Raw genomic sequence first — 15,810 nt, 5'->3', positions numbered from 1 at the left:
TCAATTCCTGAAACATTATACTTAGACTCCGATCCGCTGCCAGCAGTTCAAAGTGAATAGCTTTTTTTTCGAATGGCATCCAGTTTCAAAAAACATTTACTCAAGGGGGCATTTTTGGTACCCTTAGAAGAAAAGAATGCTGAAAAACGCAAAATCACGGAGGAGATCTGAAATGCTTGCACCGGAGAGGCATCGATTAATATTGTTGGAACTGGAATCCAAAGGGCAAGTCACTGTCGTGGAATTGAAGTCACTGCTGCAAGTATCTCTGGATACGGTTCGCAGGGATCTTGAACGGTTAGAGCAGGAGGATAAGCTACAGCGCGTACATGGTGGCGCGGTTTCCAAAAGAGATGAGTTAGCTACGAATCAAGTGTTCTTTAAGCGTAAAATTACGCAAAACGAAAGGAAGCAGGAATTAGCCGCGTATGCGGTCGAATTGGTAAGTGAGTATCAAGCAGTCTCTCTCAATGCCGGCACGACGAATATCGAGGTTGCCAAGCGGCTCGCCGCTCGCTTCGAAAAACTTACGGTCATAACCAATTCTTTGCGCATCGCGGACATTTTGGCTGCCAAGAAAGGGTTCACGGTTATTATACCGGGAGGCTATCTGAATCATGAGGAGTTCTCTTTGTACGGGCGCTCTATCGAGCAAGAAATCATGAATTTCAATATTGACCTTGCATTCATCAGCATTAATGCGATTTCCATTGAGAAGGGACTCACTGATTTTCGCCAAGGGGAGGCGGAGGTTATCAATGCGATGCTGAAGAGCGCAAAGCGGAAGGTCGTTGTTGCAGATTCGAGCAAATTCGAAACGGTATCTTATCTGAATATTAGCGGTTTGGATCAGATTGATTCGATTGTAACGGATTCTTTTATGAATAAGGACATGCTGGATACCTATAAAAAACATAATATCTCGATCATAAACGCAAGCTTATCGTAGCTTGCGTTTTTATTATGTTTTCTCTATGTTAAAAACGGCAAATAACAGCATATATTTGTTAAAAATACGTAAAATATCGCAATTCGTATTGCGTTTTTGCGTTGTTCCCATCTATAATTGGAACTATCAAAGACAACAACGCGAAATGAGGAGTCAAGATGACGTATAAAGAACGCATAAAGGCAGTTATTTTCGATTGGGCCGGCACAGTGATTGATTACGGTTGCTTCGCGCCTATGCATGCATTTATTCAAACTTTTGAAGAAGCGGGAGTACCCATCACGATTCGGGAAGCCAGAATTCCAATGGGCCTTCTGAAATGGGATCATATTCAAGCTATTTTGCAAATGGAAAGAGTAAAGACTGCATGGATGGCCACTTTCGGAACGGAAGCCGTCAAGGAGGATGTTGATCGGCTCTATGTTCGATTTGAGGCCATTTTAATGGAATCGTTGAAAGTGTATACGGATCCGATCCCGGGTGCTTTAGAAACGGTGAGTCAGCTTCGCGAAGCGGGGATTGCCATTGGATCGACGACCGGATATACATCAGGCATGATGGAAATCATCGTTCCGGAAGCAAAGCGAAAGGGTTATTCGCCAGATTTCATGATAGCTTCTGATCAAGTAAAGGCAGGAAGACCTTATCCGTATATGATATTTCAGAACTTGGTCGAGCTCGGCATCTATCCGCCGAAATTAGTCATCAAGGTTGGAGATACGGTGTCCGACATTCACGAAGGCAGGAATGCGGGGGTTTGGACAGTCGCCGTCATACAAGGAAGCAGTGAGCTTGGCTTAACACAGGCCGAAGTCCAGAATATGCCTGCCGATGAACTCGCTGAACGAATGAATCAGACGAGATTAACGTTCGAGCAAGCAGGAGCAGACTATATTGTCAGCTCAATCGTTCAACTTCCGGCTGTCATTGAGGAGCTTGAACGCAGCATGGAGGGGGGAATGAGATGAATCAATTCTATAATCCGGTAGCAGTATCCTTCGGATCGGCTTCTGCGGAATCATTCGCCAATTTGTTCGAAAAGCGATATGCAGACATTAAGAGAGTGTTGCTTCTTACGAGGGGGGCGGGTGTTGAGAAGAGCGATTGTTTACAGCCTGTCATGAACACACTTTCTTTGAAAGAAACGTCGGTGATTGAGGTAACTCTGAATAATCCTAATGTTGCAGATATATTGAAGCTGAAACAGGAGATCGGCTCTTTTGACTATGAACTTATTGTGGCAATTGGCGGAGGCAGTGTGATGGATGCAGCCAAGGTCTTGTCAGCCTTGCAGAGCAAGACGTATCAAACGGCAGCCGAAGTGCGAGAAGCGATTACAAGTGAGCGTTACCGTGAGGAGCCGCATTTTACTCCGTGGATCGGGATACCGACGACATCGGGAACGGGCTCTGAGGTCACCTCCTGGGCGACTGTGTGGGACGAAGAACACGGCAGCAAATATTCGGTTTCCGATGAGAGGCTGTATGCTAGTGCAGCTTTCATTCTTCCGGAGCTGACCGTTACGATGCCGCTGCGTTTAAGCGTTGCTACTGCACTGGATGCCTTGTGCCATGCAACCGAAGCGTATTGGTCCGTACATACCAATGCCATTACCAGAGTGTATTCACTGGAAGCCATAGAACGAATTCGGCGAACTCTCCCATTATTAATCGAACAGCCGGATAATCTGGTATGGAGAGAGCAATTGTCGTTAGCAAGCGTGCTGGCTGGAATGGCTTTCAGCAATACGAGAACGACGGCCTGCCATTCGATATCTTATCCGCTTACGATGCTTTATGGCATTGATCATGGTATTGCGGCCAGCATAACGTTAGCTTCGGTTATGAGACATAACCTTGATGCATTGATAGAACCGGATAAATTAATGCATGCATTTGGAGCAGCGGATATGGATGAAGTAGACGATTTCATTCGAAATATTTATAACTTATATGGATTATCGAGCAGTCTTGGCCAATATGGTGTTACTGTCGAGGGGATCCGCAATATTGTGTCTCACTCTTACACAAAGGGAAGAATGGACAATAATCCTGTTGAAATATCGCCTGAAGAACTTGAACGGATGCTGGTTTCGTTATTATAGAATCAAAAAAAGTTTGCTCAATTTTTGTCCTTGTTAACGGACGGAGAGGCCCTTATTCGTTGGAAAAGAACCTCTTTGAACATATTACGGACACCAGCGCTGTTACTTGCTCAGTTGGGGACCGGTTTCTCCCCGAAATTGGAAAATAAGGGCGCTGGTGTCCGTCAGCAGAGAGACACGACGCTTGTCGCGAAGATAACGGCTGCTGTGTCCGAAGTGTGATGTGACATAGGACTCCTTCAAGAAACTGTTGGAACCCTAAAATCCAGTTCCCTCCCCCACGCTCTAACATACGAGTGTAGACAAGGACCTAGCCACAGGCTAGGTTTTTCTTTTTGTGTCAAATATCATAATTCCAATTGATTAACTATGAATTGTGTTTTATGATAACATATAACAAATTCAGGAAGAGGAACATAATGCCAGGAAATGTCCGTTATCGGACAAATCAGATGAAAGTGTCAAGTCTTTGAATGTGAAAGGGAGATGAGCATGAATGTTTTACGATCAGACCGACGAGTTCATAAAACGAGACATCATATTACCAGTGCATTCTTGTCGCTTTGTGAAAAGAAGGAATTCGAGACCATAGTCGTGAGGGATATTACAGATGCTTCGGATATTAGCCGGTCCACCTTTTATACCCATTTTCAAGACAAGTACGATTTGCTCGAACAAATCATGAAAGATAAGCTTGCCGAGCTGCTAAATTTATATGAAAACAATAAATCGCGAATATTGGGATATGTACCGCATCAAGAAGTTCCTGATCCCTATTTCCTGCTGCTGTTCATGCATTTGTCCGAGCAAGCGACGCATTATCGCGTTCTGTTGTTTCATTTGCCGGATTCACGGTTTGGAGATCGCATGATTGAAGCTGTCCAGCACACGATAGGTCAACGGGTCGACAACAATCGAATGGATCAGAAGCAGCCGGTTCCTTTGGATATTTTGCTTGAAAGCATGGCGTCTTGGATCGTCGGGATTGTCCTAACTTGGTTAAAACAAGGGATGATGTATTCCCCTAACTATATGGCAATTCAGTTAAGCCGAATAGCTTCAATTGGCTTTTATCAGGCTATGAGCTTAAAAATGCACAATTAAACGATAACTGTTTGTTTTGTAGAAAGATACTGGTCAATAAGATGGGATATGTCCGAAAAGCTTCATTTTATTCGTTTTTGTTTGTTGACCCCGCTTCGTTGGACGGATATGATGTAGTCAATACCTGAGTTAATACATCGGAATTATCAAATTTAAAAGTGGCGGGAGTGAGAGCTTGAGAGGCGAAAGGTTTATAAAGAGTTTGAATGATGGGAGAACGGTATGGCTGGGTGGCAATAAAGTCACTCATCTCGACACGCATCCAGCTTTTCGCGGAACCTTATTAACCATACGCAATCTATTCGATACGCTTGACGATCCCCAGCTTCGGGATCAGGTAGGCTATCGGATCAAGGGCAGGGAAGCTTATGCGCACAGTTCCTTCCTTGTTCCCTATACGCCGGAGCAGCTTGCAAAGAGAAGTCAATCCTTCGCCTTTTGGTCCAAACAATGCAACGGCATGATGAGCAGGCTCTCGGATTACGCCCGCTCTTTCATAACTGGATGGTATGCTGCGCGCCACGAGCTCGATCGATTGGAACCCGGCTTTGCGCACAAAATTACAGCTTACTATGAAACGGCGAGGGACAACGACCTTTTTCTAACGACAGCTATCATTGATCCCCAAATTGACAGATCGAGCGGATTGGACGATAACCGAATCGCTTCCCGCTTTCTGCATGTGGTGAAGGAGACGAGCGAAGGCATTGTCGTCAGAGGCGCGAAGATGATTGCGACTGGTGCGCCGTATACGCATGACTTTGTTATTTTCTCTTTTCTCAAATTGGAACAAGCCAATCGGAAGCATGCTCATGTCTTAATTGTGCCGGCAAATTCCGCAGGCCTTCATATCGTTTGCCGGCAATCGTATGCGAGCGATAAAGCGCACGATTATCCACTCAGCGCAAGATATGACGAAATGGATGCCGTCTTGTTTTTCGACGATGTATTGATTCCTTGGGAACGCGTCCTGATGTTCGGCGACGCCGATAAGGTTATGGCGCTTAGGGCGAATAAGACGGCAAATGCGCTAGCTTTTCATCAAAATGTGGTGCGCTACGTTGCGAAACTCGAATTCATTACCGGTGTCACGTTTGCTGTTGCAGAAGCGATCGGTGTGGGCGGGTTTCTCCACATTCAAGAAAAACTTGGCGAGTTGTTAACGCAAATCGATACCATCAAAGCGCTGGTCATTGCTTCGGAGACGCAAGCCCAATATGATGAGCATGGCGTTTTGGTCCCTGAGCTGTCATACATAAACACGGCCAGAAATATCGGGACAAAGTTTTATCCGCGTGCTGTTGAAATTTTGCAGCAGATAGGCGGTGGCGGGTTTGTTCAAGTGCCTGCCAGTATCGAAGATTTTTATGGTACCATTTCTGAATTAATGAGCGAATATTTCGAGGGGGCCGCAGTCAGCGCCGAGAAAAAGGTGCAGTTGTTCAAACTCGCATGGGATTTGGTGGGGAGCCCACTCGGTTCCAGACATGAGCTGTATGAGAGATTTTACGCCGGGGACCCTGTACGGGGATTTGCCAATCAATATTTGACTCACGATAAAGAAAGTTTGACCGCTCCGATTTGGAAGCTCATCAAAGAGTCCGCAAAGCGGGGGGCTGTAAACGGAAGTTAAATGTTCTTAATGACTGTCAACCGGACACCCGGAGACCTTCTGCCTTATAGGGCTGATTAGGTCTCCTTTTTATTTATAAGAAAGGATGGATTGCAAAATGGAAATTTTCTGGTTTATACCGACGCATGGAGATGGACGATACTTGGGCACAGGAGAGGGAGCGAGAGAGGTGGACTTGGATTATGCCACCCAAATTGCGAAAGCGGCAGACACGCTTGGCTTCAGCGGCGTATTGCTGCCAACCGGAAGATCATGCGAGGACGCGTGGGTAACGGCCGCTGCGCTAATCCCGGCTACAAAGCGGCTGAAGTTTCTTATCGCACTGCGGCCAGGGCTTATGTCGCCGACGTTATCGGCAAGGATGGCGGCGACTTTCGACAGATTGTCCCAAGGAAGATTGCTCATCAATATCGTAACCGGCGGAGATATCTCCGAAGCAAGAGGAGACGGACTTTTGCTCGATCACGATACGCGCTATGAGCTTACTTATGAGTATTTGACGATCTGGAGACAGCTTATGCAGGGGAATCAGGTCGACTTCGACGGATCTCATATTACGGTGGAAAATGCGAAAATTTTGTATCCGCCGGTTCAAGCGCCTTATCCGCCGCTTTACTTCGGGGGCTCGTCGCCTGTCGCTCAACAAATCGCTGCCGATCATGTGGATGTTTATTTAACATGGGGGGAAACGCCCGAACAAGTCAAAGAAAAAATTGAGATCGTTCGGGAACTGGCTGCAAAAAGCGGAAGGAAAGTCCGCTTCGGAATACGGCTTCATGTCATCGTCCGGGAGACGGCAGATGAGGCTTGGGCCGCTGCAGACCGTCTCATTTCGAACTTGGATGACGCAACGATTGCCAAAGCGCAAGCGTCCTTCGCCAAAATGGATTCCGTCGGACAACGGCGGATGTCAGAGCTGCACGGAGGAGATCGCAGCAAGCTGGAGATCAGCCCCAATCTTTGGGCAGGCGTCGGCCTCGTCAGAGGGGGTGCCGGGACGGCGTTGGTCGGCGATCCGGACACGGTTGCAGAGCGGATGCTGGAGTACCGTGAGCTGGGCATCGAAACATTCATCATGTCCGGATATCCTCACTTGGAAGAGGCCTTCCGAGTCGAAGAATTGCTTTTCCCGAAGCTTCCGCTTAGCAACAGGGAGGCACCGAAAGAGAAGTATGCGTTCGTAAGTCCATTCGGCGAGATGGTAGCCAACGATATTTTGCCGAATGCGCATAACCGGTCAGTCGCATCTTCTTGAATGCCAAAGGGCACGGCACAGATCAGGAAAAAGGAGGAGCAAAATGGGACATTCCGAGGGTGTTTGGGGCTGCGGCCCATCGGACAACTACACGAGACTGGCTGAGCGTTTCCGGCCGGCCTTTCAACGAATTCGCGAAGGAGCCGTTCATCGGGAGCTGAACCGTAAACTTCTTCACGAAGAGATCGAATGGCTAAGGGAGTGCGGCTTCGGGACCGTCCGCATTTCGCAGGAGGAAGGCGGGTTCGGTGCCACGCTTCCTGAATTATTTGGACTGTTGATTGAATTGTCAGAAGCGGATTCCAATGTGACACAAGCGCTCCGTATTCATTTCGGCTTCGTCGAAAGATTATTAAGCTTGCCGGATGGAGAACGCAGGCGACGATGGTTACAGCGCATCGCAGCCGGAGCGATCGTCGGGAATGCCTTGACGGAGACCGGAGAAAACAAGGTGGGGAGCTACGCAACCACATTGTCCGGGACGGAGGAACAGCTTCGTTTAAATGGCGTTAAATATTACTCCACGGGCACCATTTATGCCGATTGGATCGTCGTTAGCGCGACGGCTGAAGAAGACGACATCGTCTCAGCCATCGTTCCGGCTGCGGCGGAAGGCGTCGACATTGTGGACGATTGGGCCGGCTTCGGCCAAACGCTGACGGGCAGCGGCACGACGAGGTTCGTCAATACACCGGTCGAGCGAGAAGATGTATTCGAGCGCGAAACCTACACGAAGTATGGCACCGCGTTTGCCCAAATGGTTCATCTTGCCACGCTGTCAGGCATAGCCAGGGCGGCCGCAAGGGATGTTGCCGAGGCAGTCGCTGAACGGCGGAGAACGTACTCGCACGCATCGGCCGCCCGGGCAGGCGAGGATCCTCAAGTGCTGCAGGTTGCCGGACGTGTGCACAGTCAGGCGTACGCTGCAGGTGTGATCGTGCTGAAGGCGGCCGAGGCCGTGCAGCGGGCGTGCGACGCCCAGTCGTCGGAGGACGCCGAATACGCGGACAGGGCGAACGTCGAAGCGGAGGTGGAAGTGGCGCAAGCGCAGACGATTGTCGCGAGGCTGACACTTGAGGCCACGGCTGCCATTTTCGATGCGCTTGGCGCCTCAGCGACAGCTCGATCGAAGGGGCTTGATCGCTATTGGAGGAACGCCAGGACGATCGCATCGCATAACCCCTTGATCTATAAAGAGCGAATTGTCGGCGATTACGCAGTTAACGGTACGCGTCCTCCATTCGCTTGGCAAACAGGAGTAGGAGCATCCTCACATTCCGACCAGACAACTGGGGACAACGACGCTCGGCTGAAGCCGCCGTCCTAGTCTCTTTTTTAACATACAAATCTTAGATTAAAGGAGTGGTAAAAAAGATGAAAAAACCAACCATACTTACCGCAATGTCCGTTATCCTTGCCCTCACGTTCCTTCTGGCAGCTTGCTCCAAAACGGACACGTCAAGCACCAACGCTGCCGCTCAGCCTGCAGCCAGTTCGAAAGCGGCTGCGACCGCTAATCCGGAAGACAAGGTAATTCATCATGTGATGAGCGATGCCGGGTTCAACGGGGAGATTGTCAAAATTTTAAAAGCGGAATTAGCCAAGGACGGCTACACGCTTGACCATGTGATCGTAAACGACATTATCCAACCCAATAAAATCGTAAACGACGGCCAAGCGGATACGAATTCGTTTCAGCACGAGGCGTATTTCGATCAATTCGTGAAGGACCAGGGCCTCAAGAACATCTCGAGAGCTTTTTATACCACATTCACGCCTTCAGGCTTGTACTCGAAGAAATATAAATCTTTCAAAGAGGTTCCCGACGGCGCTCTCATCGGTATTCCCGTCGATCCGGCGAACAACGGACGCGCGCTTTTCATGCTTCGCGATCTGGGGCTGCTGAAATTGAAGGATGGCGTGGATGTCATCCATGCGACGCTTAAAGATATTACGGATAATCCTCATAAGTACAAATTTAAGGAAGTCGACCAATTGATGCTGCAGAGAACGCTTGACGACGTTGACGTAGGCTTCTTGTTTGCCGGAACTGCGGTTCAGATCGGTTATAAACCAAAACAGGATGCGCTGGCGTTGGAGACAGGAAAAGATTTGCCTTACAAAGGAATTGTGGCCGTGAATAACAAGCTGTTAGGCACTCCTAAAGTCAAAGCGCTGCAAAAAGCTTATGAGAGTCAGGCTGTAAAAGATTTTTATAAGGAAAAATACGGAGATGCCATTGAAACATTGGAAAGTTTGAATAAATAACGAAGGGGAGGGCTTTCCGTGATTACCCTGCAAAATATAACTAAAACGTTCACAACTGCCGGAGGACCGCTGCATGCGGTATCCTCTGCATCGCTGCAAATCGAGCAAGGCGATATTTACGGGTTGATCGGATTCAGCGGAGCGGGCAAATCCACGCTGCTGCGGACGATCAACCTGCTCGAGCGGCCGGACGAAGGCCATGTCATCGTCGACGGCGAGGAATTGACGCAGCTTCCTCTGCGCGAGCTGCGGAAGAAACGGCTTTCGATTGGAATGATCTTTCAGCATTTCAACTTGCTGAACAATCTCAATGTGTATGACAATGTGAGCTTCCCGCTTGAAATCGCCAAGATGCCAAAGGCCGAACGGCACAAACGCATCGAGAGCTGCCTCGAAATGGTCGGCTTATCCGACAAGGCCAAGGCGTACCCGGCCAAGTTGAGCGGAGGGCAGAAGCAGCGGGTCGCGATAGCCCGGGCGCTCGCCAACAATCCGAAAATTCTGCTGTGCGACGAGCCGACTTCATCCGTCGACCCGCAGACGACAGGCAGCATTTTGGCTGCATTGAAGGAAATTAACCGCAATCTGGGGATTACCATTGTCATCGTTACCCATGAGATGAACGTCGTGAAAGCAATCTGCAATAAAGTGGCGGTCATGGAGCATGGCGTCATTGTGGAGAAATTTGATTTAAGCGAGAAAGATATCGTGCCTCAATCCAATATCGCACAGTATTTGTTCAATAACGAGATTTCACTGGAGAGAGAATTGGAGGCCCACTATGTTTGATAACATAGCCACTGCTTGGCCCGAACTTATTAAGGCGCTGCTGGAAACGCTATACATGCTTATATTGACAATTCCAATTGCCGTCGCCATTGGTACGCCGCTTGGGACGATTTTATTCCTGACACGGCCGGATTCTTTTCTCAAATGGCCTAAGTTTTATCTCATTCTAAATGGATTCGTCAACCTGATTCGTTCGTTTCCTTTTCTTATCCTGATGATCGCCATCATTCCGTTTACCCGGCTTGTCGTCGGTACGGCGCTGGGCACAACAGCTGCCACCGTGCCGATGATCATCAATGCGGTACCCTATTTTGCCAGATTTATCGAGCAAATTTTGCTGGACGTCAATCGCGGAGTGGTTGAAGCGGCCGAGTCGATGGGGGCAAATAAATTCCAGATCGTTTGGAAGGTGCTGTATACGGAAGCCCGTTCCGGTATTGCGAACGCGATTACGATTGTTACCGTAAGTTTCCTCTCCTATTCTACGGTTGCGGGACTCGTCGGAGGCGGGGGCATTGGCGACTTTGCCATCCGCTACGGCTATTACCGGTATCAAACCGATGTCATGTTCGTTACGATAGTCATTATGGTGCTGTTCGTACAAGTTTTTCAATTCGCAGGGAACTATTTCGTACGCAAACTGGATAAAAGGCTGTAAGGAAGGAGGAGATCCACATGCCAAAAAAAATTCACCTCAATGCTTTCGAAATGAACTGCGTTGGGCATATTGCGCACGGCTTATGGCGGCACCCGGACAACAACCGGCATCGTTACACAGATATCCGTTATTGGACGGAGCTGGCGCAGTTGCTGGAACGAGGGAAGTTTGATGCCTTATTTTTGGCAGACGTTGTCGGCGTGTACGATGTATACAAACAAGGGCCGGAGACGGCGATTCGTGAAGCGGTGCAAATTCCTTGCAACGACCCGTTTCTCGTCGTGCCGCCGATGGCGCTCGTCACGAAGCATCTAGCCTTCGCTGTCACCTTTTCCACGACTTATGAGAAGCCCTTCGGCCATGCGAGGCGGATGTCGACGCTCGATCACTTAACGAAGGGCAGAATCGCTTGGAACGTCGTGACCTCGTACTTGCCGAGTGCCGCCCGTAACTTCGGCTTGGATCACATGATCAAGCATGACGACCGCTATGAAATAGCCGAAGAATATTTGGACGTTTCCTATAAGCTTTGGGAAAGCAGTTGGGAAGACGATGCGGTCATTCGCGATGTCGACAATGGCGTATATACGGACCCGGACAAAGTGCATCTCATTCATCATGAGGGGAAATATTTCAAAGTTCCCGGACCTCACTTAAGCGAGCCTTCCATCCAGCGGACGCCGGTCATTTATCAGGCCGGCAGTTCAGCGCGCGGGCGCGCGTTTGCAGCGAAGCATGCGGAAGCCGTCTTCTTAGGCGGCGGGAACGTTCAGACGCTGAAGCGATATGCAGCGGATATTCGCGCACAAGCAGCCGCCTTTGGCCGTGATCCTCAACATATCAAACTGATGACCGGTTTGCTGGCCATTGTAGGACGAACGAAAGAAGAAGCGTGGAGCAAGTTTGAGAGCTTTCAAAAGCTGTATAGTTTGGAAGGCGTACTGGCTCATTACGGTGGAGGAAGCGGCTATGATTTGTCCGCATACGACCCGGAAGACGTTCTAGCCTACACAGAAACGGACCATGGGCAGACGGCAGCGGCACAATTTACGAAAGACAGCCCGCGTCCGAAGACGGTCCGGGAAGTCATGGAAACGTTAGGTACGCTTGGCGGACGGGGGTTGTTCGTCGTCGGGACGCCGGAAGAGGTAGCCGACAACATGCAATTTTGGGTAGAGGAGGCGGGGATCGACGGGTTTAACGTAACGCAGATCGTCTCGCCGGATACGCTGCGCGATTTTGTGGAGCTCGTCGTACCTGAACTGCAGCGCAGAGGATTGTTTCGGGAAGAGTATGAGGAATCGACGCTTCGCGAACGTTTGTTTGGGGTTGGCGTAAGCAGACTGCCCGAAGATCATCCAGGCGCCGCATACCGTAAGCAGCCTACTTTGACCTGATAGGAGGATAAGTATGTCAATAAAAATAGATGCTCTACCGCAGGCGGCGCCTGAGGTGCCGAATGCCATCGATCTCGCTTATGAGCTGGAGGAGCTGCCATTCGATTTGCGGCGAAGAGGCATCCCGGTCTTACGGGATTCAGGCTCCGGCAGACTTCGGCTTAAGGCAGGGGCAGCCGCTGAATTCGATCTTCGAATGGAGCGGGCAGCGGTCGTTCTTCAGCGGTTAGCCTTGGGAGAGGAGATTCGCATAATCGGACTTCAGCAGCAGGATCGGCGCGGTTCCATTCTTGTACATGCGGATTCACCGTTACGAACAGCTGCCGATTTAAAGGGGGCCAAACTTGGGATTGCTGCGAGGATCAACCCCGATGACAGCATTCGAAAACGCGATGCGACAAGGATTGTAGATGTTGCACTGCAAAAAGCGGGATTGGAGTCGGGAACGCCGAAATGGGTGGAACTTCAAGGCGAACATGCTGCGGACGGATTCCATGCCGGGAGGAGGGAGCTCCGCGCTCTGCTGAACAAAGAAGTGGATGCCGTATATGCCGACTGGGCGCTCTCCGCAGAGTCTCGTCGACTTCTGGGGATCCGTGAACTGGAATGCTTCAGCGTTCGTTATCCCGAACTGTCTGTGCTGACTGTCTCGGCAGGGTGGATTCGAGAGCATCAGGTTGAAGTCGAGCGCTTGCTCGCCCATGTATCCCTGGCTTCTGAGTGGGCAATCGACAACCGAACCGAAGCGCACCGGATCGCAGCCAAACAGCTTGGCGTACCCGAGAATGCCATCCCTTCCATTTTCTCCGAGCACCTCTACCTGCAATTCGGAGTTGGCGTAACGGACGATAAATGGAACAGGCTCGTCAACCTCAAGAAGGAGATGCAAGCATACGGATGTCTGCAAGGCGATGTTCCTTTAGAAGAATCGCTGGATCTGACGACCATTCAAAACGCACAAATCCTTGTTGATACAGGAGAAGTGGAGCGTCCTCAGAGGGAGCCGCTCTCGCAATTCGCTGAGCGCGACCTGCCGCTTTCTTTTTTCAATGAGCGGCCACGGGCGCACTTGCTCCAAGGCGATGAGGAAGCGCTGGCGGCAGCGCGATTGTTTGCGGAGGAAATACGCCCTGGAGCCTCTGACCGGGACCGCGGAAGAAAGCTGCCTTTACGTGAGATGCGGCGTTTGGCCGAATTAGGCTTGCTTGGACTCGTCGTGCCGAAGGCGTACGGAGGTCCGGACGTATCCACCCGAACGCTCGTGGACATCTTTAAGATCATTTCGCACGCAGACGGATCCATCGGTCAAATTCCGCAAAATCATCATTTTTTTGTGAAAACAATTGAGTTGATTGGCAGTGAGGAGCAGAAAAGTTTTTTCTTCCGGGAAGTATTGAATGGCGCGCAGTTTGGCAACGGGCTAGCGGAACGCAGCAGCAGCAAGGGAGCAAGAAAGCTTACCACAACTGTTCGTAAATTGGAGGGCGAGGATGGCTTCGTCGTAAATGGCAACAAATATTATTCGACGGGGGCGCTCTATGCACATTGGATCCCTGTTACCACGCTGAACGAAGACGAACAAAGAATGACCGCTCTCGTACCGAGGCACGCACCCGGGGTAACGGTGCTCGACGATTGGTCAGGTATTGGCCAGCGGACGACGGCGAGCGGCAGCGTCGTGCTCAGAAACGTGAAAGTGCCGGAGAACTATTTGCTGCCCCACTTCCAAATATTTGAGGGCCCCCAATACTTCTCAGCATTTGGGCAAATCATGCATGCTGCCATTGACATTGGTATTGCGCGGGCGGCCCTGGAGGATGCAGCGTCCTTCGTTCGCGAGCATGCGCGTCCGGCTTTCGGCAGCGGCGCAGAGCGGGCGAGCGAGGAGCCCGATCTGATTCGCCGGTTCGGCGAGCTAGGCATTCGTCTGCAAGCGGCGGAGGCCTTGCTGGACCGGGCTGCCGACGCGATCGACCACGCGCGCAAGGACTTGAACGTGGAAACCGCCGGCCGGGCTGCATTGACGGTTGATTCAGCCAAATGGCTCGTTACGGAAACGGCGATTGAAATTACTAACGCTCTCTTCGAGGTTGCAGGTACTTCATCGATGGATCGCAAACATAATTACGACCGCCATTGGCGCAATGTTCGTATTCATACGCTGCACGATCCGGCTCGGTTAAAGCTGCATCACGTCGGCAAGTGGTTTCTAAATGGAATTTATCATGAATATAAAGTTTAATAGGAATGAGGGAAGGAGGGAAACACGGAGCTATGGGAAAGCGAATCATAATGAACGCATTTGATATGAACAGTGCGATGCACAATTCACACGGTTTATGGAAACATCCGGATAGCCAAAGACACCGCTATACGGACTTGGATTACTGGGCGGAGATGGCCAGACTGCTTGAGCGCGGAAAGTTCGATGCGCTGTTTCTTGCGGATGTCGTCGGTATTTATGATGTTTATAAAATGAGCGCTGACCCGGCTATTCGAGATGCCGTTCAAGTGCCGCTAAACGATCCTGCGCTCATCGTTCCTGCGATGGCGAGCGTTACGGAGAATCTGAGTTTTGCCGTTACGGTGACGACCACTTATGAGCATCCTTATGCGCATGCCAGACGGTTCACTACACTCGATCATCTGACTCGCGGGCGAATCGCTTGGAATATCGTCACCTCCTATTTGCCCAATGCGGCTTTGAATCACGGATTGGATGCAATGATCAGGCACGACGATCGGTACGACGTTGCGGATGAATTTTTGGAAGTTGCCTATAAGCTTTGGGAAGGCAGCTGGGAGGATGACGCCGTCGTGCGTGACACCGTTCGGGGCGTATACGCTGAGCCCGCGAAAGTTCACCGCATCGATCACGAAGGCCGGTTTTTCCGTGTTCCTGGACCGCATCTAAGCGAGCCTTCCTTGCAGCGTACGCCTGTCCTGTACCAGGCGGGGAGCTCGGAGAAAGGAAGGGCGTTTGCCGCTAAGCATGCGGAATGTGTTTTCGTAGGCGGCAACTCGAAGGGATCGCTTAAAGCCAACATTGAAGACATCCGGAACAAAGCGGAGCAATTAGGCAGGGATCCGCAGAGCATCAAAATGTTTACCGGCTTGAACGTCATCGTCGGAGCAACGCAGGAGGAGGCGGAAGCGAAGCTGTGGGAATACGCCGGCTTGTGGAGCCGGGAGGCGGCACTTGCGCAATTCGGCGGCTCTAGCGGCTATGATCTGTCCGCCTTCGATCCTGACTCTTATCTGGAATATCGGGCAACTGATCATGGTCAGAGCCGGGCGGCTCAGTTTACCAAACATGTCCCGAACCGCCTTACGGTCAAGGAAGTGATGGAACGTATCGGGACGTTGAATAAAGGGCAAGGCCACTTGCTTGTGGGAACGCCCGATCAAATCGCCGACTACATGCAGGAGCAGGTAGAGGAGACCGGTCTGGATGGGTTTAATCTTGCGCATCTGATTACACCAGGTAGTTTGCGTGAATTTGTTGATCAAGTCGTACCGGAGCTGCAGCGCCGTGGCGTATATCAACAGGACTACGAGCCGGGGACGCTGAGGGAGAAGCTGTTCGGATCGGGCAAACGCCTGCTCCCGGCCAACCATCCCGCAGCGCAGTACAGGAGAACACACTAGATGGG

14 protein-coding genes are annotated in these 15,810 nt (G+C 50.5%); all 14 read left to right on the top strand.

Annotated features, from left to right (window positions below; all coding sequences use genetic code 11):
- Window positions 1–172 precede the first annotated feature (172 nt).
- On the top strand, window positions 173–949 hold the full coding sequence (locus GC097_RS27870) for a DeoR/GlpR family DNA-binding transcription regulator (RefSeq protein ID WP_171686554.1): 777 nt from the start codon (window positions 173–175) through the stop codon (window positions 947–949).
- A 158-nt stretch (window positions 950–1,107) separates the two neighbouring features.
- Window positions 1,108–1,917, top strand: a complete 810-nt coding sequence (gene phnX, locus GC097_RS27865) for a phosphonoacetaldehyde hydrolase (RefSeq protein WP_171686553.1) — start codon at window positions 1,108–1,110, stop codon at window positions 1,915–1,917.
- Window positions 1,914–3,053, top strand: a complete 1,140-nt coding sequence (locus GC097_RS27860) for a phosphonoacetaldehyde reductase (protein WP_171686552.1) — start codon at window positions 1,914–1,916, stop codon at window positions 3,051–3,053. Before phnX ends, GC097_RS27860 begins: the two co-directional genes overlap by 4 nt.
- 75 nt (window positions 3,054–3,128) lie before the next feature.
- Window positions 3,129–3,275 carry a hypothetical protein gene (locus GC097_RS27855; protein WP_171686551.1) on the top strand — a complete coding sequence of 49 codons (147 nt, stop codon included), beginning with the start codon at window positions 3,129–3,131 and terminating at the stop codon, window positions 3,273–3,275.
- Between the two features lie 264 nt (window positions 3,276–3,539).
- On the top strand, window positions 3,540–4,157 hold the full coding sequence (locus GC097_RS27850) for a TetR/AcrR family transcriptional regulator (protein ID WP_312875737.1): 618 nt from the start codon (window positions 3,540–3,542) through the stop codon (window positions 4,155–4,157).
- 175 nt (window positions 4,158–4,332) lie between these two features.
- Window positions 4,333–5,790 carry a 4-hydroxyphenylacetate 3-hydroxylase family protein gene (locus GC097_RS27845; protein ID WP_171686549.1) on the top strand — a complete coding sequence of 486 codons (1,458 nt, stop codon included), beginning with the start codon at window positions 4,333–4,335 and terminating at the stop codon, window positions 5,788–5,790.
- Window positions 5,791–5,887: 97 nt separating this feature from the next.
- Window positions 5,888–7,045 (top strand): FMNH2-dependent alkanesulfonate monooxygenase, encoded by a 1,158-nt coding sequence (ssuD, locus tag GC097_RS27840; RefSeq protein WP_171686548.1) that lies wholly within the window; start codon window positions 5,888–5,890, stop codon window positions 7,043–7,045.
- Between the two features lie 43 nt (window positions 7,046–7,088).
- Complete coding sequence (locus GC097_RS27835; protein ID WP_171686547.1) at window positions 7,089–8,372, top strand: acyl-CoA dehydrogenase family protein; 1,284 nt, start codon at window positions 7,089–7,091, stop codon at window positions 8,370–8,372.
- A gap of 47 nt (window positions 8,373–8,419) precedes the next feature.
- Window positions 8,420–9,313: a MetQ/NlpA family ABC transporter substrate-binding protein gene (locus GC097_RS27830; RefSeq protein ID WP_171686546.1), complete on the top strand. Its 894-nt coding sequence runs from the start codon at window positions 8,420–8,422 to the stop codon at window positions 9,311–9,313.
- 18 nt (window positions 9,314–9,331) lie between these two features.
- Window positions 9,332–10,102, top strand: coding sequence for a methionine ABC transporter ATP-binding protein (locus tag GC097_RS27825; protein ID WP_171686545.1), 771 nt, complete (start codon window positions 9,332–9,334; stop codon window positions 10,100–10,102).
- Window positions 10,095–10,760, top strand: coding sequence for a methionine ABC transporter permease (locus tag GC097_RS27820; RefSeq protein WP_171686544.1), 666 nt, complete (start codon window positions 10,095–10,097; stop codon window positions 10,758–10,760). The genes GC097_RS27825 and GC097_RS27820 overlap by 8 nt, the downstream gene beginning before the upstream one ends.
- A 17-nt stretch (window positions 10,761–10,777) precedes the next feature.
- Window positions 10,778–12,157 (top strand): LLM class flavin-dependent oxidoreductase, encoded by a 1,380-nt coding sequence (locus GC097_RS27815; RefSeq protein ID WP_171686543.1) that lies wholly within the window; start codon window positions 10,778–10,780, stop codon window positions 12,155–12,157.
- 13 nt (window positions 12,158–12,170) lie between these two features.
- Window positions 12,171–14,399 (top strand): SfnB family sulfur acquisition oxidoreductase, encoded by a 2,229-nt coding sequence (locus tag GC097_RS33955; RefSeq protein ID WP_216625918.1) that lies wholly within the window; start codon window positions 12,171–12,173, stop codon window positions 14,397–14,399.
- Between the two features lie 32 nt (window positions 14,400–14,431).
- Window positions 14,432–15,805, top strand: a complete 1,374-nt coding sequence (locus GC097_RS27805; protein ID WP_171686542.1) for an LLM class flavin-dependent oxidoreductase — start codon at window positions 14,432–14,434, stop codon at window positions 15,803–15,805.
- Window positions 15,806–15,810: the final 5 nt, after the last annotated feature.

It is taken from the genome of Paenibacillus planticolens, assembly GCF_013141725.1.
In the GTDB taxonomy this organism is placed as follows: Bacteria; Bacillota; Bacilli; order Paenibacillales; family NBRC-103111; genus Paenibacillus_E; species Paenibacillus_E planticolens.
The sequence above is the reverse complement of the archived record's forward strand: the minus strand, read 5'-3'. Positions and strand labels throughout refer to the sequence as shown.

Bases quoted from the DNA above. Each gene is read 5' to 3' on its own strand.
- GC097_RS27870 (WP_171686554.1), top strand. From the start codon at position 173: ATGCTTGCACCGGAGAGGCATCGATTAATATTGTTGGAACTGGAATCC.
- phnX (WP_171686553.1), top strand. From the start codon at position 1,108: ATGACGTATAAAGAACGCATAAAGGCAGTTATTTTCGATTGGGCCGGC.
- GC097_RS27860 (WP_171686552.1), top strand. From the start codon at position 1,914: ATGAATCAATTCTATAATCCGGTAGCAGTATCCTTCGGATCGGCTTCT.
- GC097_RS27850 (WP_312875737.1), top strand. From the start codon at position 3,540: ATGAGCATGAATGTTTTACGATCAGACCGACGAGTTCATAAAACGAGA.
- ssuD (WP_171686548.1), top strand. From the start codon at position 5,888: ATGGAAATTTTCTGGTTTATACCGACGCATGGAGATGGACGATACTTG.
- GC097_RS27835 (WP_171686547.1), top strand. From the start codon at position 7,089: ATGGGACATTCCGAGGGTGTTTGGGGCTGCGGCCCATCGGACAACTAC.
- GC097_RS27830 (WP_171686546.1), top strand. From the start codon at position 8,420: ATGAAAAAACCAACCATACTTACCGCAATGTCCGTTATCCTTGCCCTC.
- GC097_RS27820 (WP_171686544.1), top strand. From the start codon at position 10,095: ATGTTTGATAACATAGCCACTGCTTGGCCCGAACTTATTAAGGCGCTG.
- GC097_RS27815 (WP_171686543.1), top strand. From the start codon at position 10,778: ATGCCAAAAAAAATTCACCTCAATGCTTTCGAAATGAACTGCGTTGGG.
- GC097_RS33955 (WP_216625918.1), top strand. From the start codon at position 12,171: ATGTCAATAAAAATAGATGCTCTACCGCAGGCGGCGCCTGAGGTGCCG.
- GC097_RS27805 (WP_171686542.1), top strand. From the start codon at position 14,432: ATGGGAAAGCGAATCATAATGAACGCATTTGATATGAACAGTGCGATG.